15 protein-coding genes are annotated in these 18,493 nt (G+C 65.7%); 8 read left to right on the forward strand and 7 right to left on the reverse strand.

All coding sequences use genetic code 11. The features are described 5' to 3' along the window. Positions 1-121 precede the first annotated feature (121 nt). Positions 122-3,571: a chromosome segregation SMC family protein gene (locus EAE28_RS12340; RefSeq protein WP_127106626.1), complete on the forward strand. Its 3,450-nt coding sequence runs from the start codon at positions 122-124 to the stop codon at positions 3,569-3,571. An 81-nt stretch (positions 3,572-3,652) separates the two neighbouring features. On the opposite strand, the gene EAE28_RS12345 is transcribed toward EAE28_RS12340, so the two are convergent. Together EAE28_RS12345 and EAE28_RS12350 are read right to left on the reverse strand one after the other, a co-directional pair. Further along, positions 3,653-4,420, reverse strand: coding sequence for a 2-keto-4-pentenoate hydratase (locus EAE28_RS12345; RefSeq protein WP_127106628.1), 768 nt, complete (start codon positions 4,418-4,420; stop codon positions 3,653-3,655). Continuing rightward, on the reverse strand, positions 4,417-5,397 hold the full coding sequence (locus EAE28_RS12350) for a type I glyceraldehyde-3-phosphate dehydrogenase (RefSeq protein WP_127106630.1): 981 nt from the start codon (positions 5,395-5,397) through the stop codon (positions 4,417-4,419). The genes EAE28_RS12345 and EAE28_RS12350 overlap by 4 nt, the downstream gene beginning before the upstream one ends. A 210-nt stretch (positions 5,398-5,607) precedes the next feature. Here EAE28_RS12350 and hemP point away from each other — a divergent pair, with 210 nt between their 5' ends. Beyond that, positions 5,608-5,739: a hemin uptake protein HemP gene (gene hemP, locus EAE28_RS12355; RefSeq protein WP_246022347.1), complete on the forward strand. Its 132-nt coding sequence runs from the start codon at positions 5,608-5,610 to the stop codon at positions 5,737-5,739. Between the two features lie 5 nt (positions 5,740-5,744). Here the strand turns inward: hemP and EAE28_RS12360 are convergent, their stop codons facing one another. The 3 genes from EAE28_RS12360 to EAE28_RS12370 all read right to left on the reverse strand — a co-directional run bounded on the left by EAE28_RS12360 (position 5,745) and on the right by EAE28_RS12370 (position 8,515). After that, complete coding sequence (locus EAE28_RS12360) at positions 5,745-6,827, reverse strand: AbrB family transcriptional regulator (RefSeq protein ID WP_127106634.1); 1,083 nt, start codon at positions 6,825-6,827, stop codon at positions 5,745-5,747. A 6-nt stretch (positions 6,828-6,833) separates the two neighbouring features. Then, positions 6,834-7,598: an SDR family NAD(P)-dependent oxidoreductase gene (locus tag EAE28_RS12365; RefSeq protein WP_127106636.1), complete on the reverse strand. Its 765-nt coding sequence runs from the start codon at positions 7,596-7,598 to the stop codon at positions 6,834-6,836. 83 nt (positions 7,599-7,681) lie between these two features. Then, on the reverse strand, positions 7,682-8,515 hold the full coding sequence (locus EAE28_RS12370; RefSeq protein WP_127106638.1) for a prephenate dehydratase: 834 nt from the start codon (positions 8,513-8,515) through the stop codon (positions 7,682-7,684). A gap of 120 nt (positions 8,516-8,635) precedes the next feature. Here EAE28_RS12370 and EAE28_RS12375 point away from each other — a divergent pair, with 120 nt between their 5' ends. The 6 genes from EAE28_RS12375 to EAE28_RS12400 all read left to right on the forward strand — a co-directional run bounded on the left by EAE28_RS12375 (position 8,636) and on the right by EAE28_RS12400 (position 16,381). Further along, on the forward strand, positions 8,636-9,160 hold the full coding sequence (locus EAE28_RS12375; RefSeq protein WP_127106640.1) for a c-type cytochrome: 525 nt from the start codon (positions 8,636-8,638) through the stop codon (positions 9,158-9,160). A gap of 200 nt (positions 9,161-9,360) precedes the next feature. Continuing rightward, positions 9,361-11,298 (forward strand): extracellular solute-binding protein, encoded by a 1,938-nt coding sequence (locus EAE28_RS12380; RefSeq protein WP_127106642.1) that lies wholly within the window; start codon positions 9,361-9,363, stop codon positions 11,296-11,298. 29 nt (positions 11,299-11,327) lie between these two features. Further along, positions 11,328-12,416 carry a microcin C ABC transporter permease YejB gene (locus EAE28_RS12385; RefSeq protein ID WP_127106644.1) on the forward strand — a complete coding sequence of 363 codons (1,089 nt, stop codon included), beginning with the start codon at positions 11,328-11,330 and terminating at the stop codon, positions 12,414-12,416. Positions 12,417-12,420: 4 nt separating this feature from the next. Continuing rightward, positions 12,421-13,530, forward strand: coding sequence for an ABC transporter permease (locus EAE28_RS12390; protein ID WP_127106646.1), 1,110 nt, complete (start codon positions 12,421-12,423; stop codon positions 13,528-13,530). Beyond that, the gene (locus EAE28_RS12395) at positions 13,527-15,158 is read left to right on the forward strand and encodes an ABC transporter ATP-binding protein (RefSeq protein ID WP_127106648.1); all 1,632 of its coding nucleotides are present in this window, start codon (positions 13,527-13,529) and stop codon (positions 15,156-15,158) included. Before EAE28_RS12390 ends, EAE28_RS12395 begins: the two co-directional genes overlap by 4 nt. Next, on the forward strand, positions 15,155-16,381 hold the full coding sequence (locus EAE28_RS12400; RefSeq protein ID WP_127106650.1) for a glycosyltransferase: 1,227 nt from the start codon (positions 15,155-15,157) through the stop codon (positions 16,379-16,381). Before EAE28_RS12395 ends, EAE28_RS12400 begins: the two co-directional genes overlap by 4 nt. Positions 16,382-16,384: 3 nt before the next feature. Here the strand turns inward: EAE28_RS12400 and EAE28_RS12405 are convergent, their stop codons facing one another. Together EAE28_RS12405 and EAE28_RS12410 are read right to left on the reverse strand one after the other, a co-directional pair. Beyond that, positions 16,385-17,485, reverse strand: coding sequence for a flagellar basal body P-ring protein FlgI (locus EAE28_RS12405; protein ID WP_127106652.1), 1,101 nt, complete (start codon positions 17,483-17,485; stop codon positions 16,385-16,387). Next, positions 17,485-18,492, reverse strand: coding sequence for a flagellin (locus EAE28_RS12410; protein ID WP_127106654.1), 1,008 nt, complete (start codon positions 18,490-18,492; stop codon positions 17,485-17,487). Before EAE28_RS12410 ends, EAE28_RS12405 begins: the two co-directional genes overlap by 1 nt. Position 18,493 lies beyond the last annotated feature (1 nt).

Here is an 18,493-nt window from a genome sequence, read left to right on the forward strand (position 1 = left end):
GGCGCAGGCACCGCAATATCTTGTGGATAACCGCCCTGAAACCGCCACATCCGGCCCTGTTCCTTGACTCCCTTTGCGTGCGACAACAGACTGTCGCGACTCACCATCAAAGGTCTTGTCCTTGCATTTCACCCGCCTGCGTCTGAACGGTTTCAAAAGCTTTGTGGACCCCACCGAACTGGTGATCCGCAACGGGCTGACCGGCGTGGTCGGGCCGAATGGTTGTGGCAAATCCAACCTGCTGGAAGCGCTGCGCTGGGTGATGGGTGAGAACCGCCCGACAGCGATGCGCGGTTCAGGGATGGAGGACGTGGTCTTTGCCGGAACCAACAGCCGCGGCGCACGGGCTTTTGCCGAGGTGGCGCTGACCGTTGATAACTCGGACCGTCTGGCCCCGGCAGGGTTTAACGAGTCTGACACGCTGGACATCACCCGCCGCATCACCCGCGACGCCGGGTCGGCCTATAAGGTCAATGGCAAGGATGTGCGCGCGCGCGATGTGCAGATGCTGTTTGCCGATGCCTCGACCGGCGCGCACTCACCGGCGCTTGTGCGGCAGGGCCAGATTTCCGAGCTGATCAACGCCAAGCCCAAAGCCCGTCGCCGCATTCTGGAAGAGGCTGCCGGGATCTCGGGCCTGTACCAGCGCCGTCACGAGGCCGAGCTGCGCCTGAACGCGACCGAGGCCAATCTGGAGCGCGTCGGTGACACGGTGGACCAGCTGGCGCAGCAAATGTCCGTTCTGGCGCGGCAGGCCCGACAAGCCGCGCGCTACCGCGAGATCGGCGTCGACCTGCGCAAGTTCGAGGGCATGATCCTGTACCGCCGCTGGCGCGAGGCCTCGCAGGCGCGGGCCGAGGTGCAGGCAGCGCATGGGCAGGCGGTGACGCTGGCCGCCACGGCCGAACGCGCCGCGCGCGAGGCGAAGACGGCGCGCGAGGGGCGTGAAGACGCGCTTCCGCCGCTGCGCGAGGAAGAGGCGATTGCCGGCGCGATCCTGCAACGCCTGCACGTCCAGCGCGATACGCTGACCGATCAGGAGGCCCGCGCGCGTGAAGCCGTGCAGACGCTGATGACCCGCATCGACCAGCTGCGGCAGGACGCGCAGCGCGAGGCCGGGCTGGCGGCGGATGCCGACGAGACGATCGAGCGGTTGCAGTGGGAAGAGGAACAGCTGGCGCGGGCCTCGGAAGGCCACGATGAAAAGCTGGCCGAAGCGGTGGAAGCGGCGCGTGAAGCCTCGGATGTGCTGGCCGATATCGAGGCGCATCTGACCGAGATGACCGAGGATGTCGCGCGCCTGTCGGCCCGCCACCAGTCGCTGACCCGCCAGGCCAGTGACGCCCGCGCCGAAGGCACCCGCGCCGCCGCCGGGGCGCAGCGCGCTGCCGATGAGGCGGCGCAGGCGACGGCGCGGGTTGAGGGGGCCGAGCAGGCGCAGGAAGCGGCGAACGAGGCGCGCGATGCGGCGCAGGATATGCTGGAAGCCGCCGAAGAAGCCCTGATCGAGACCGAAGCCGCCCGCGCCGATGCGCAATCGGCCGAGGTCGAAGCCCGCGCCGCCCGCGCCGGGGCTGAGGGCGAGGCGACGGCGCTGTCGGCCGAGCTGAACGCGCTGGATCGCCTGATCTCACGCGACCGGGACGCGGCCAGCGATCTGCTCGACCAGATCCGCGTCGCGCCGGGCTATGAGCGGGCTCTGGGCGCTGCGCTGGGTGACGATCTGCGCGCCGGGGCGGCTGAGGCGGGTTCGGGCTGGCGCGCGCTGCCGGGCTATGACGATGCCGCCGCGTTGCCTGCCGGGGCCGAACCGCTGGCCTTGAACGTCACCGCGCCGGGGGAGTTGACGCGCCGCCTGTCACAGATCGGTCTGGTCGACGCGGCCGATGCCGAAGCCCTGCACGTCGCCCTGCGTCCCGGCCAGCAGCTCGTAACCGGTGAGGGCGATCTGTGGCGCTGGGACGGGTTGATGCAGCGCGGCGAGGATGCGCCGAGCGCCGCCGCGATCCGCCTGACGCAGCGCAACCGGTTGGATGCCCTGCGCACCGATCTGGACGAGGCCGAAGCGCGGCAAGACGCGGCCCGCGAGGCGCATCAGCAGCTGCAAAGCCGCCTGACCCAGCTGACCGAGGCCGACCGCATGGCCCGGGACGCCCGCCGTTCGGCGGAATCGCGGCTGACCGAGGCGACCCGCGCGTTGAGCCGGGCCGAGGCTGATGCCAGCCTCGCCCAGTCCAAACGCGAAAGTGCTGAACTGGCGCTGGAACGCATGCAGGCCGAGGCGGAAGCCGCCGAGGCACGTCTGGCCGAGGCCGAGGAGGCGCTGGCCGAACTCGACGATCTGGACGCCGTGCGCAGCAAGCTGGAAACCACCCGCACCCAGGTCGAGGCCGCGCGCATCGCGATGATGGCCCGCCGCGCCGCGCAGGAAGAAATCCGCCGCGAAGGCACCGCGCGCCGGACCCGCGGGCAGGAAGTGGCGCGCGACATACAAAGCTGGACCGCGCGCAAATCCACCGCCGCCGGGCGCATCGCCGATCTGGAACGCCGCGAGGAAGAGGCACAGGACGAACTCTCCGAAGCCACCGCCGCGCCCGAAGAAATCCTTGCCCGCCGGGCGGAGTTGAACGACGCGATCAGCGAGGCCGAGACCCGCCGCACCGCCGCCGTCGAGGCGCTGCTGTCGGGCGAAAGCGCCCTGCGCGCCGCACAGGAAACCGAGCGCACCGCCGAACGCGCCGCCGGTGAGGCCCGCGAGGCCCGCGCGCGGGCTGAAGCACGCGTCGATGCAGCGGGGGAGGCCGTCACGCTGGCCGCCAACCGCATCGCGGATGAGCTGGACACCACGCCGCAGGGGCTGCTCAACCAAATCGGCACCGATGTGGATGCGATCCCCGACTCGGGCCATCTGGAAACCGAAATCGCCCGCCTGCGCCGCGCCCGTGATGCGCTGGGCGCGGTCAACCTGCGCGCCGAGGAAGACGCCAAGGCAGTAGAGGAAGAGCACACCACGCTGGTGACGGAGAAGGCCGATCTTGAGGCCGCCGTGGCCAAACTGCGCGGTGGCATCTCGGCGCTGAACCGCGAGGGTCGCGAGCGGCTGCTGGCGGCCTTCGATCAGGTCAACGGCAACTTCGCCACCCTGTTCACCCATCTTTTCGGTGGTGGCGAGGCGCGTCTGGTGCTGGTGGAAAGCGATGACCCGCTGGAAGCCGGGCTTGAGATCCTGTGCCAGCCGCCGGGCAAAAAGCTGAGCTCGCTCAGTCTGTTGTCGGGCGGCGAGCAGACCCTCACCGCGCTGGCGCTGATCTTTGGCGTGTTCCTTGCTAACCCCGCGCCGATCTGCGTGCTGGACGAGGTCGACGCCCCGCTCGATGACGCCAATGTCGTGCGCTTCTGCGACCTGCTGGACGAAATGACCCGCCGCACCGAGACGCGCTTCCTGATCATCACCCATAACGCGCTGACCATGGCGCGGATGGACCGGCTGTTCGGCGTGACCATGGCCGAGCAGGGGGTGAGCCAGCTGGTGAGCGTGGACCTCAAGAGCGCCGAATCGCTGGTGGCGTGACGGGTAAGGGGGGCCTTCCGCCCCCCTCTTCGGCTGACGCCGAATTCACCCCCCGAGGATATTTTCGGACAGATGATGTGGTCAGGTGACGCGCAGCGTGAGCGGCGGCAGGTCGGCGCCGGTGATCTGGGTGGTCCAGTGTTCTCCGGCGGTGACCGGCAGCGCGCGGGTCAGGGTGCCGGTGCTGATCACCCATCCGGCGGGCAGCAGATCCCTGCCGCGCTGGGCGGTGAGGTCGCGCAGCGCGGCCAGTGGTCCGCCACCGAGGACGTTGCTGGCGTGGCCGCTGTCCATCGGTTGATCGTTGCACAGCAGGGTGATGCTGAGGGTAGAGAGGCTGGCGAGCAGATCGGGTGTGGCAGCGACGAAGGCACCCGTGACCAGCGCGCCGTGCAGGGCGCCGGCGGCGACGGTATCGGCAGCGCGAAACCGCCAGCCGGGGTACGGGCTTTGCACGATCTCGAACCCGCGCGCGACGCTGTCGATGCAGGCCATGAGCGCGGTGTCGTCCATCTCGGGCGTGGGTGAGGCGGCGAGTTTGAGGACAATCTCGGGCTCGATCCGGGGTTCGATGAAGTCGGCGGCAGCAATCGGGCCTTCGCGCCATGTCGTGTCGAAGATGGGGCCGTGGATCGGCGCATGGACGTTGTATTCGTCCCAGATCGTGGTGTTGGTGAAGCCGGTCTTGACGCCAACGACCCGCGCACCGCGCCGAACACGGGCGGCGGTGAGCATGGCCTGCGCCTGATAGGCGCGTGGTAGGTCGAAATCAGGGTCGCTGTCTGTGATCGGCGACAGCGACTGGCCGGTGTCAAAGGCGTGCAGCAGCGCGTCAGAGACGGTGATCATGCGGATGGTCCCATGCGCAGCGCCATGTCGAGCATGCGGCACGAGAAACCCCATTCGTTGTCATACCAGCCGAACACGCGCAGCAGCCCGCCGCCGGTGACGCGGGTTTCGGGCAAGGCCATGACGATGCTCTCGGGCCGGGCGCGCAGGTCCGAGGATACCAGCGGCTTGTGCGTCGAGCCGATCACCCCGCCTGCGGCGCGCAGCACGGCGTTGACGGCATCCACATCGGCGGGGCGTTTGGGTACCACGCACAGATCCACCGCCGAGACGCTGGCCGTGGGCACCCGCACGGCGGCGCATTCGATCACCCCGGCCAGATCGGGCAGAACCCGGTCCAAGAGCCGCCCGGCGCTGGTGGTGGTGGGGACCATCGACAGCGCAGCGGCACGGTTGCGGGCGGGATCGCTGCTGCGGGGCGCGTCAACGGTGGGTTGCGAGCCGGTGTAGCAGTGGATCGTGGTCATCCAGCCAGCGCTGACGCCGAACGCCTCATCGAGCACGCGCACCAGCGGGGCCAGCGCGTTGGTGGTGCACGACGCATTGGAGACCACGCTCATCTCAGTCCGCAGGTCGGCGTCGTTGGCGCCCAGAACGATGGTGGCATCGGCGGCGTCAGACGGCCCCGAGATCAGCACGCGGCGCGCGCCGGCGCGCAACCCGCGCTCGGCCACGTCGCGGGTGTCGGCTTTGCCGGTGCATTCGAGCACCAGATCGACGCCGCTCAGATCCAGCGTGGAGAGGTCGAGCGCCTGGGTCAGCGGCAGGCGGTGGCCCTGCACGACCAGCACGTTGCCCTCCAGCTCAACATCGGCGAGCGGGCCAAAGACGCTGTCGTATTCCAGCAGATACGCGCAGGTTTCGGCCGGGGCGATGTCGTTGATGCCGGTGATCTCGATCCCCGGCCAACCACCCTTGAGCCAGGCGCGCAGCACCGTGCGGCCGATCCGTCCGAACCCGTTGATCATCACCTTCATGGCGTGCCTCCGTACTCTCAGGCGTACTTGCTAGGCCTGTGCAGCGGAAAGCTCAACAGCCAACGCACAGCGCTTTTTTCACGCGCTTTAATCTGAGTAAACGAATCGGGATTGACTCATCAAAGTGTTTTTGTCAGGATTAAGCCAGACGCACAGGAGCCCGCTATGTCCCTCTATTCACAACCCGACTTCACCCGCGCCGAACCCGTCATGCAGCCGGAATTGCCGGTACATTCGGCCCGTGCCCTGACCGGCGGCGGCACGCAGGCGCGTATTGAGCTGGATGGCAAGGTCTATGACCTGCGGATCACCCGCGCGGGCAAGCTGATCCTGACGAAGTAAGGCGTTTAGCGGTCGCGCATCAGCCGGATGCCCAGCCTCGCCGTTGTCACCGCCAGCAAGATCCGCGCCAGGTGGTGCATGGTGACAAAGACCGCGCTCAGATGCAGCGAGAGGGCGACCAGCGCCATCTCGCTGACCCCGCCGGGGGCAAAGGCCAGAATCACGGCTGAGATCGGCTGACCGACGCGGTCCGCCAGCAGCCAGCCGAACACAGCCGCGACCAGCAGCATCAGCGCCACATTGACCGAAGACAGCAAGAGCGCCTTGCCTGCCTGACCGCGCGTGAAGCCCGACAGGCGCACCCCCAGCGATGTGCCCATCACCCATTGCGTGACCAGAACTGCCCAGAACGGCGGGGCCGCATGGGTGAAGCCGGTTGCATGCGCAATGCCGCTGAACAGCAGCGGGCCGGACAAAACGGCGGCGGGCAGGCGCATCAGTGTGGCGGTGAAATAGCCTGCGGCGCCCAGCCCGGTCAGCACCAGCGCGTCCCAGGCCGTCAACGGGTCGCGCGACGTGTTCAGCGCCACACCGGCGGCGCTGCCGACGGCGTGGCCTTCGATGAACGAAAATACGATGGGAATCAGCACGATGCACAGGATCAGCCGCAGGAATTGCAGCATGATCAGCATGGGCATCTCTGCGCCGTCGCGCTCGCCCATGTCCAGCGCTTCGATAAAGCCGCCGGGCATGGCGGCGTAATAGGCGGTGGACGGCGTCAGCTGGCCGACGCGGCGATAGAACTGGTAGCCCAGAAACTGCGCCAGCGGGATAAAGGCGACCAACGCGGCCATGCTCATCCACCAGCGCTGGGCCTGCGTGACGAAATCGGCCGGAAAGCTGGCCCCGATCGCCACGCCGACGATCGGGATAAACACCGAGCGCCACTTTTGCGGCACGGCGAGCGGCTGGCTTTTGACCCGCACCCCAAGGCGCGCGGCCAGGGTGATGCCAATCATCGGCCCCAGCAGCATGCCCAGCGGCAGCCCGAGCCACGTCGCCACCAGACCGCAGATCCCCCCCAATCCAAACGTGACCAGAACCACGGATAAAGAGAGGTTGTCGGTCAGGCGGGCGAGGCGGCTCATAGCGGGTTACATCTGCCCGCCAGCGATTTCGATGGTCTGACCGTTGACGCTGCTCGACCCCGGGCCGCAGAGCCATTGCGCGGCGGCGGCGACCTCGTCAGCGGTGACCAGACGCTTGTGGCGGTTGGTTTTTACCATCATCTGACGCGCCTGATCGGTGTCGATCCCGGCGCGGGCCGAGATGGATTCGGTGTTGCGGGTAACGATATCGGTGTCGGTATAGCCCGGGCAGAGCGCGTTGAAGGTGATGTCCATGCCCAGATATTCCTCGCTCAGACCGCGCATCAGGCCGATCATGCCGTGCTTGGAAGCGGTATAGGCAGGCGCGCCCTTAAGTCCCTTGATCCCGGCAATGGACGAGATGAACAGCGTGCGGCCATAGCCCTCGGACAGCATGCCGCCCAGACATTCACGAACGGTCAGATAGGCGCCATCCAGATTGATCGCCATCATTGTGCGCCAGAAAGCCATGTCCATCTTGGCCATGGATTTCCCCTCGGCGATGCCCGCATTGGCCACGCAAATGGTGATCGGCCCGCGTGCGGCGATGGCGTCGGCGCAGCCCTGCACCACGCTCGCCTCATCAGAAACGTCCATGACCAGCGGATACAGACCCGGTGTTGCCTCGGCCGCTGCCGCCAGCACGTCACCGCGACGGCCGGTGATGGTGACCTGGGCGCCCTGAGCGGCCAGCATTTGTGCGATGGCCAGCCCGATGCCGGTGCCGCCGCCGGTGACCAGCGCGTGGCGGCCCTTGTGATGCAGGTTCATGATCGTCCTCCCGTTTTTCGAGGCGAGCCTAGACCGCAGTTGCAAGGAAGCAAAGCCGCCCCGTGCCGTGACGGCGCGTCCGCTCAGCCGCGTGCGTCAGACGCCGGGTAGGTGCCCAGAATATGCAGCCGTGTGGTGAAATAGGACAGCTCGTCCAGCGCCAGTTTCACGTTGGCGTCGTCGGGATGCCCCTCGATGTCGGCATAAAATTGCGTCGCGGTGAACGAGCCATCAACCATATAGCTTTCCAGCTTGGTCATGTTCACGCTGTTGGTCGCGAACCCGCCCATCGCCTTGTACAGCGCCGCCGGGATGTTGCGCACCTGAAACACGAAGGTCGTCACCATGCCATGCGTGCCGCGCCGGGTCATGTCAGGTTTGGGCGACATGACCAGAAAGCGGGTGGTGTTGTGGTGGTTGTCCTCGATGTCGGTCGCCAGCACTTCAAGCCCGTAGATCTGCGCGGCCATCTCGCTGGCCAGCACGCCATGGCCGGGTGTGCGGTGTTTGGCCAGTTCGGCGGCGGCTCCGGCGCTGTCGGCGGCAGCCTCGGCGCGGATGCCGTGGTTTTGCAAAAAGCCGCGCGCTTGTGGAATCAAGACCATATGGGCGCGAACGTCGGTGACGTCCTCCAGCTTGGTGCCCGCCAGCCCCATCAGCGCGATGCGGACACGCACGAAGGCCTCGTCAACGATGTGCAGGCCGCTTTCCGGCAACAGCCGGTGAATGTCGGCGACGCGACCATAGGTGGAGTTCTCAACCGGGAGCATCGCCAGTTCGGCCCGCCCTTCGCGCACGGCGTCGATTACCTCGTCAAACGTCCGGCAGGGCAGCGCTTCGAAGTCGGGACGTGAGGCCGCGCAGGCCTCGTGCGAATAGGCGCCCAATTCGCCCTGAAATGCGATGCGTTTGATCATGCCGTCCCCTGCTCGCGAAAACACTGCCGTGCGGTCAATTCGTCGCGGTAACTATCGCTTGAAATCGCCGAGGGGAAGCGGGTAGAAGAACCCGACTTATGCTCTGGCACGGGATGCGACATGTTCGATACCATGGTTATCACCAAAACGGTTGGCGCGCTTTGCGCGGCGCTGCTGATTTTCCTCTTCGGCAAATGGGCGGCCGAGACGATCTATATGCCCAGCCATGATGCCGCCCATGCCCATGCGGTCTATCCTCTGCCCGTCGAAGAAGGCAGCGAACCTGCTGCGCCCGCCGAAGATGCGGCCCCGATTGACGTGATGGCGCTGTATGCCGACGCCGATGCTGCTGCCGGTGAGAACCTGTGGCGCAACTGCCGCTCGTGCCACTCGCTGGAAGTTGGCCGCAACGGCACCGGTCCGTCGCTGCATGGTGTCGTCGGTCGTCCGATCGATGCGGTCGACGGCTTCAACTACTCGGGCGCGCTGCTGGCTGTGGGTGATACCTGGAGTGTTGAGAACCTGAACCACTTCCTGACCGATCCTAGCGCGGCTGCACCCGGCACGCGGATGTCGTTCCGCGGTATCCGGGATGTCACCGACCGCCTGAACCTGATCAAATACCTCGAGTCGCAGGGCGCCTGATCGCGTCCTTCTGACCGATCCAAAAGGGCCGCCGCCTTTGCGCGCGGCCCTTTTTGCTGCGTAACACCCCGGCAAGAGGCCCAACTGGCCAATTCCCCGCGCTGCTCACGCAATCGCCACTTGCAACCACCCGGTGGGCTGGCTTTAGCTGGGGAAACGCATTTGACCCGCAGAAGGTCAGCCCCAAGCAGGAGAGCCGCATGATCAGACCCGCCACCGCCCGCGCCGCAACGCGCGACACCGCCGCCGCGTTTCGCGCCCTTGCCGGGGGCCTCACGCTGGCTCTGGCAGGGTTGATCGTCGCAGGCGAGGCGCGCGGCCAGGATGGCATGGTTCTGGCGCATGGCTATTCCTATTACGGCGATCTGAGCTATCCGCAGGATTTCTCGCATTTCAGCTATGTGAACCCCGATGCGCCCGTCGGTGGCGAAATCTCGGAATATGCGTCGGGCACCTTCGACTCGATGAACCCGTACTCACGCCGGGGCCGTGCCGGGCGCTATAGCGCGTCGATCTATGAAAGCCTGCTGCTGATCGGCGCGCCCTTCGGTGACGCCGCGCCTGCGGATGTGGATGGCGAATACTACTGCCTGCTGTGTGAAAGCCTCGAATATCCTGAATCCAAGGAATGGGTGATCTTTCACCTGCGTCCCGAGGCACGGTTTTCCGATGGCACCCCGCTGACGGCGCATGACGTGGTGTTCAGCCATGATCTGATTCTCGAACAAGGCCTGCCGTCCTATGCCGAGGCTGTGCGCCGCCGGGTGATCAGCGCCGTGGCGCTTGACGATTACACCGTGCGCTTTGATTTCGCGCCGGGCATCTCGCGCCGGACGCTGATTGATCAGGTCGGCTACCAGTCGGTCTTTTCGCAGCGTTGGTACGAAGAGACCGGCGCACGGCTGGACGAGCCGCGGATGGAAATCTCGCCGGGTTCCGGGCCCTACATGCTCGACAGTTTCGAGGTCAATCGCCGCATCACCTATCGCCGCAACCCCGATTACTGGGGCTGGGATCTGCCGATCAATCAGGGCCGCTATAATTTCGACCGCGTGCGGGTCGAGTATTTCTCGGATGATGCAGCGGCGTTCGAGGCGTTCAAGACCGGCGAATACACCTTCCGCTCCGAAGGCAACTCGCGCCAATGGGCGACCGGCTACGACTTCCCGGCGGTCAACAATGGCTGGGTCGTGCGCGAAGAGATCCCTGACGGCAACCCGCCCACGCCGACTGGCTTCGTCTTCAATCTGGGCCGGCCAGCCCTGCAGGACGTTCGTGTGCGCGAAGCGATCACGCTGGCCTATAATTTCGAATGGACCAACCAGCAGCTGCAATACGGGCTGATGAGCCAGCTCTATTCCTTCAGTCAGGGCACGCGGCTGGAAGCGACCGGCGTTCCCGAAGGGGCCGAGCTGGCATTGTTGGAAAGCCTTGGCGATCTGGTGCCGCCCGAGCTGCTGACCGAGCCCGCCGTGTTGGCGCATACCTCGTCCGCCGATCAGCTGATCGACCGCCGCAACCTGCGCCGCGCCAGCCGTCTGCTGGCAGACGCCGGATGGGAGGTCGGCGATGACGGCATCCGTCGCAATGCGGCGGGTGAGACGCTGACCATCGAATTCCCTTACTCCACCTCGGGCTCGGCCACGGGCGAGGCCATCATCGAGAGCTTTCTCGACAACCTGCAGGCCATGGGCATCAACGCCGTCGGCCAGCGCATCGACCCCGCGCAATACACCCAACGCCAGCGGGACCGCGATTACGACATGATCCTGGACGCCTATGTCGCGTTTCTGGACACCGGCACCGGCTTGCACCAGCGCTATGGGTCCGAAGCGGCGGCCTATTCGCTGTTCAACCCCGCCGGTCTGGCCAGCCCGCTGGTCGACGCGGTGATCGACGCCTCGCTGATGGCGGAATCGCCCGAAGACCGCGATACAGCGCTGCGCGCGCTGGACCGGGTGCTGCGCCACGAGCGCTTTATGGTACCGCTGTGGTACAGTGCAAACCAGTGGTTCGCCTATTGGGACGTTTACCGCCACCCTGCTGAAATCCCGCAGTTTTCGGCGGGTGTGATGGACTGGTGGTGGTATGACACCGACCGCGCCGCCGAGCTGCGGGCCGCTGGCGCCTTGCGGTAAACGGAACAGAAAGAAGATAAGCACAGGCTATGGGCGCCTATATCCTTAGACGGCTGCTGTTGGTGATTCCCACGCTCATCGGCGTGATGATCATCAACTTTACCCTGGTGCAATTCGTGCCCGGTGGCCCGATCGAACAGGTCATTGCGCAGATGCAGGGCCAGGGCGACGCGACGCGCGGCTTTACCGGCGCGGGTGACGATGTCACGCGCGGCGGTGGGGGCGACGAGCGCTATATCGGCGCACGCGGGCTGCCCCCGGCCTTTATCGAACAGCTGGAACGCGAGTTCGGTTTTGACAAGCCGCCGCTGGAACGCTTCTTGCGGATGATGTGGAACTATATCCGCTTCGATTTTGGCACCAGTTACTTCACCTCGAAATCGGTGATCGATCTGGTGATCGAGCGAATGCCCGTGTCCATATCGCTTGGCCTGTGGTCCACGCTGATCGCCTATATCGTGTCGATCCCGCTGGGCATCCGCAAAGCGGTCAAGGATGGCACGCCCTTCGATACCTGGACCTCGGGCGCGATCATCATCGGCTATGCGATCCCCGGGTTCCTGTTCGCGATCCTGCTGCTGGTGCTCTTTGCGGGTGGCTCATACTGGCAATGGTTCCCCTCGCGCGGGCTGCATTCCGAGGCCGAGCTGTGGAATGCCATGTCCTGGGGCGAGAAGATCGTCGATTACGCGCATCACATGATCCTGCCGACGCTGGCGCTGACCATCTCCAGCTTTGCCACGCTGACGCTGCTGACCAAGAACAGTTTTCTGGACGAACTGCGCAAGCAATACGTGATGACCGCCCGCGCCAAGGGGCTGGTCGAACGCAAGGTGCTCTACGGCCACGTCTTCCGCAACGCGATGCTGATCGTCATTGCCGGGTTCCCGGCGGTGTTCATCGGCGCGTTCTTTGGCGGTTCGCTGATCATCGAGACGGTGTTTTCGCTCGACGGTCTGGGCAAGCTGTTCTTCGAGGCCGCCCTTGCCCGCGACTACCCGGTGATTTTTGGCACGCTCTTTATCTTCACGCTGGTCGGGCTGGTCATCGGTATCGTGTCGGACCTGATGTATGTGTGGATCGACCCCCGCATCGACTTTGAGACGCGGGAGAGCTGAGTTGATGCACATTTCTCCGCTGAACCGCCGCCGCTGGAACAACTTCCGCGCCAACCGCCGGGCCTATTGGTCACTGTGGGTGTTTCTGGTGCTCTACGGCATCACCCTGTTCGCCGAGGTGCTGGCCAATGATGTCCCCATCGTCGTCAGCTATCGCGGCGAAATCCAGTTCCCCATTGCCCGTTTCTACCCCGAGACCGCCTATGGCGGCGAGTTCCGCACGCAGGCCGATTACCGCACAGACGAGGTGCAATGCCTGATCGAAACCGGCGGCATCGAATGGTGTCTGGATGACCCCGATGATGCGCGCGCCCAGGCGGCCGCCACCGGCGCTGTCGAGGGTGAGGCGGTCACACCCGGCTGGCTGCTCTGGCCGCCGATCCCGTTCTCGTATGACACGATCAACAATCTGGGCGGCCCGGCCCCCTCGGCCCCCGATGACATTCACTGGCTGGGCACCGACGGCTCGGCCCGCGACGTGCTGGCGCGGGTGATCTATGGTTTCCGCCTGTCTGTCAGCTTTGCCTTTGTCGTCGTGGCGATTTCGTCTTTGGTCGGCATCACCGCGGGCGCGGTTCAGGGCTTCTTCGGTGGCCTTACCGACCTGATCGCGCAACGTCTGATCGAGCTGTGGGGCTCGGTCCCGTCGCTTTATGTGATCATCATCGTCGCCGCGATCATCCCGATGAATTTCTGGCTGCTGGTGTTTTTGATGGTCCTCTTCTCATGGACCGCTTTGGTGGGCGTGGTGCGTGCCGAGTTCCTGCGCGCGCGCAATTTCGAATACGTCCGCGCCGCCCGTGCCTTGGGCGTGTCGAACGCCCGCATCATGTTCCGCCACGTGCTGCCCAACGCGATGGTCGCCACGGTCACCATGCTGCCCTTCATCATCACCGGCGCCATCGCGGCGCTGGCGACGCTCGATTTCCTTGGCTTCGGTCTGCCTGCCAGCGCGCCCTCGCTGGGCAACCTGACGCTGCAAGCCAAGCAGAACCTGCAAGCGCCCTGGCTGGGCTTCACCGCCTTCTTTACCTTTGCCGTTATGCTCAGCCTGCTGGTGTTCATCTTCGAGGGCATCCGTGATGCCTTTGACCCGCGAAAGACCTTCCGATGACCCTGCTGCGCGTCACCAATCTGGGCGTCGCCTTTTCGCAGGGCGGCACGGTCACACAGGCCGTCAAAGGCGTGTCCTTCGAGATCGCCGAGGGCGAGACCGTCGCGCTGGTCGGCGAGAGCGGCTCGGGCAAATCGGTCACGGCGCTCAGTACAGTTGGCCTGATGTCGGACGCGGCACAGGTCACCGGCTCGATCACCTTCGAGGGGGCCGAGATGGTCGGCGCGCCGGTGTCCGAACTGCGGCGCGTGCGCGGCAACGATATCAGCTTCATCTTCCAAGAGCCGATGACCTCGCTCAACCCGCTGCACACGGTTGAGCGGCAGATCGAGGAATCACTCTCGCTCCACCAAGGCCTCAGCGGCGAAAAGGCCCGCGCCCGCGCGTTGGAGCTGCTGGAAAAGGTCGGTATCCGCGACGCCGAAACGCGGCTGAAATCCTATCCGCACCAGCTGTCCGGCGGGCAGCGTCAACGGGTGATGATCGCCATGGCGCTGGCCAACGGCCCCAAGCTGCTGGTGGCCGATGAGCCGACGACTGCGCTGGACGTCACCATTCAGGCGCAGATCCTTGAGCTGCTGGCCGGGCTGAAACGCTCGGAACGCATGTCGATGCTGTTTATCACGCATGATCTGAACATCGTGCGCCGCGTCGCTGACCGGGTCTGCGTCATGCAGAACGGCGAGATCGTCGAGCAGGGCCCGACCGAGCAGGTCTTCACCGCGCCCCAGCATCCCTACACCCGCAAATTGCTTGAGGCCGAGCCGACCGGCGCGCCGGATCCCGTCGCCCCCGATTCGCCCGAGATCCTGCGCACCGAAGGGCTGCGCGTCTGGTTCCCCATCACGCGCGGCTTTTTGCGGCGCACCGTCGGCCATATCAAAGCGGTGAACGACGCGTCCCTGTCCCTGCGCGCCGGGGAAACGCTGGGGATCGTCGGCGAAAGCGGTTCGGGCAAGACCACGCTGGCGCTGGCCATCGCGCGGCTGACCCGCTCGACCGGCAAGATCGTCTTCCTTGGCCGCGACATCTCGCCTGACGCCAAAGGCAGCTCGAACGCCACTGCCCTACGCGACCTGCGGCGTGAGATGCAGATCGTGTTTCAGGACCCGTTCGGCAGCCTCAGCCCACGCATGACGGTCGAGGAAATCATCGCCGAAGGACTGGGCGTTCACGGCGTCCCGACTGGCGGCACGGCACGCGAAGCGGTCGCGGCGATCATGGCGGAAGTCGGGCTCGACGCGGCGATGATGGACCGCTATCCGCACGAATTCTCAGGCGGCCAGCGCCAGCGCATCGCCATCGCCCGCGCGATGATCCTGCAGCCCAAGCTGGTCATCCTGGACGAGCCGACCTCGGCGCTGGACATGACCGTGCAGGTGCAGATCGTCGAACTGCTGCGCGCCCTGCAGCGCAAACACGGTCTGGCCTATCTGTTCATCAGCCACGATTTGCGCGTTGTGCGCGCGATGTCACACAGTATCATGGTGTTGAAACAAGGCGATGTGCTGGAATACGGGCCTGCGAGCCAGGTATTCGACGCCCCCGCCCATGACTACACCCGCGCGCTTCTGGCGGCGGCGTTTGATCTAAAGACCATCGGTCGCTCGGCGGTGGAGGACGCGTGAAAATTCTCTTCGTCCATCAGAATTTCCCCGGCCAGTTCCTGCATCTGGCACCGGCTTTGATGGAACGCGGTCATGATGTCGTAGCCCTGACCGATGAGAGCAATGCGCGCAAATCCACCATCACCACCTATCGCTACCGCAAGCCCGATGGTCGACCGGATTCCAAGATTTCCCAGCTGGGCACCACCTATACCGAGATGACCAACCGCGCCTACCGTGTCGCGCGCGCCGCACGGGTGTTGCGCGATCAGCACGGCTATGTGCCCGACGTGATCTTTGGCCACGGCGGCTGGGGCGAAACGCTGTTCCTGCGCGAGATCTGGCCGCAGGCCCGCCTGATCGTCTACGCGGAACTGTACTACGCCCCGCGCGGGCTGGACGTTGGTTTTGACCCTGAGTTCGCCTCCAAGGATGAGGACAAAGCGCTTTCGGTTGTCGCCCGGCAAGGTCATCAGGCGCTGATGATGGCGCAATGCGACGCGGCTCTGGCACCGACCGAATTTCAGGCCGACACCTTCCCCGCCTGCTTCCGCGACAAGATCACCATCATCCATGATGGCGTCGACACCGACCGGCTGTTCCCTGACCCGACCGCGCGGGTCACGCTGCCCTCAGGCGTTTCGTTTCAGGCGGGCGATGAACTGCTGACTTTCATCAACCGCAATCTCGAACCCTATCGCGGCTATCATTCCTTCGTGCGTGCCCTACCCGAGGTGATGCGCGCGCGTCCCAACGCGCAGGTGGTGATCATCGGTGGCGATGACGTCAGCTATGGCGCGCGCCCCGGTGGCGGACGGACGTGGAAGGACATCTTCCTTGACGAAGTCCGCGACCGCATCGACCTGACCCGTGTGCATTTCACCGGCAAAGTCCCCTACGCCACCTTTACTGGCCTGATGCAATGCACCCGGGCGCATTGCTACCTGACCGTGCCGTTCGTTTTGTCGTGGTCGATGCTTGAGGCGATGAGCGCGGGTGCGCTGGTCGTCGGTTCACGCACGGCCCCGGTAGAAGAGCTGATCGAGGACGGGGTGAACGGTCTGTTGGTCGATTTCTTCGACACGCGCGAAATCGCCGAAACACTGATCGACTGCCTTGCCAGCCCCTCGGATTTTACCGATATGCGCCGCGCCGCGCGCGCGCATATCGTGAACAACTATGACCTCAAGCGGATCTGCTTGCCGCGTCTGATCAGCTTCGTCGAAGGCGCGCTTGAGCCATAGCGCTCAGCGCACCACCAGATCGGCGTGCAGGGCCCCGGCGGCATTGATCGTGTTCAGAATGTCGATCATGTCGCGCGGTCCGACCCCCAGCGCATTCAGCCCCGCGACCACCTGCGCCAGTGAAGTGCCGCCCGGCACTTCGGCAAGACCGACGCCGGGCGCCGGGGTGATCGTCGCATCCGTGCGGGGCACAACGACCGTTTCGCCGGGGCTGAACGGGTTCGGTTGGACGGCTTGTGGCGTTTCCTCGACCCGCAGGGTCAACCCGCCCTGCGCCACGGCGACCCGGCTGATGCGCACGTCTTCGCCCATGACGATGGTGCCCGACCGCTGGTCAATCACCACCCGCGCCCGTGTCCCCGGCGCGACCACAAGGTTTTCGATCTGGCTGAGGGCATGCGCTGCCGACGAAGCGCGGGTCGACGCGACATCCAGCACCACGGTGCCCGAATCCTGCATCGCCGCCACGCCGCGGCCGAAATAGCCGTTGATCACCTGTTCGATCCTGAGCGCGGTGGTGAAATCGGCTTGCCTCAGCGCCAGCCGGACGCGGGGCAGGGACGCCAGGGCGAAGTCGACCTCACGCTCAACCCGCGCGCCACCGGGGATCGAGCCCGACGTCGGCACCCCCTCAACAACCTGCGCTGCGTCGCCGCGCGCCGCGACGCCCCCTGCGATCACCGACCCCTGAGCCACGGCGTAAATCTGCCCGTCGGCCCCGTTCAGCGGTGTCATCACCAGCGTGCCCCCGAACAGACTGCCGGCGTCGCCGATGGCCGACACCGTTACATCGACCCGTGATCCGGTGCGGGCAAAGGGCGGCAGGGTTGCGGTGACCAGAACGGCGGCCACGTTGCGGGGACGGAACTGCTCGCCGGTCACATTGACCCCCAGACGCTCCAGGATATTGGTCATGATATCCTCGGTGAAGGGCGCATTGCGGATACCGTCGCCGGTTCCGTCCAGACCCACCACAAGGCCGTAGCCGATCAGATCATTGCCCCGCACGCCGTCGAATTCGACAAGATCCTTGAGGCGCACCTGCGCGGTGGCCGCGCTGGCAAAGAATGCGAGCGCTCCGATCAGCCAGAGCCCATAGCGCATTACAGATACTCCGTCAGATTCAGCCGAGAGGTGCGCGCGGTGACGGCATAGAGTGTCTCAAGCCGCGCCTGCGCTTCTTCAAGCCGGGTCACGGCCTCATACGGGTCGGCGCCGACCAGATCGCTGCGGGCGATCAACAGGGCGTCTCGCTCGCCCGAAAGGCGGGTCAGGGTCTGATCCAGCCGTTCTTGCGACGTGCCGACCGCGCCCTGTGTTTCAGCCAGGGCGGGGGCTGCGCCGAGCAGGGCCTCGGCCCCGGTGCGCGCCAGCGTCCGGCGCTGGCCTTCGGTCAGTGCCAGCGTGTCGTCGCCCGCAACCGCCGACATGACCAACCCCGCCAGCAGTTGCCGGAGCGAAGGATCGGCAGCGGTGGGCAGCGGCGCAACGGTCGAATCGCGGTCGATCGCGGCGCCCGAGGCAGCAGGCCCGCCTTGATACAGGGCGGTATCGAACAGCCCGCCGGGGGTGATGATCTCGGTGTTGATCGCGTTCGCGACATCCTGAGCCGAGGTCAGCCCGACCAGCGCGGGAGCCAGTGTCGCCAGAACTGTTTCGGCGTTTGGCAGGGGGGCCATGTCACTGGCGGTTCCCGAAAACAGAGCGCGACCGGCAATGCGCTGGGACAGGGTGCTGGTCAGATCCTCAAGCGCGCCGCGCGCGGCGGTTGCGGCGGTGCGCAGGGTCGCCGGCGTGGTGCCTTCGATGGACACGGCGAGCATCCGGCTGGCCGTGTCGCTGCCCATCGTCGAGGCGCGCTCGAGCGCCTTTTGTGCGGCTTCAGTGGCGGCGCTCGCCTGTTTGGCGGCCTCAGCATAGGCGGCGATGCGCGTCGTGCGGGCCTCGATCGCCGAGAGCGCGCCAAGATCACCGCGCAGCTGCTTTTGCGGCGCGACCCGCTCGCCCGTCGTCAGCTCGATCCCGAGGCGCGCGACCTCGGCGCGCATGGCAAGGCCATGGCGTTTCAGCGTGGCGGGCAGGGCAAGGGTGCCGATGGATAACCATGTCATG

The sequence above is a fragment of the Pararhodobacter zhoushanensis genome (genome assembly GCF_003990445.1).
In the GTDB taxonomy this organism is placed as follows: Bacteria; Pseudomonadota; Alphaproteobacteria; order Rhodobacterales; family Rhodobacteraceae; genus Pararhodobacter; species Pararhodobacter zhoushanensis.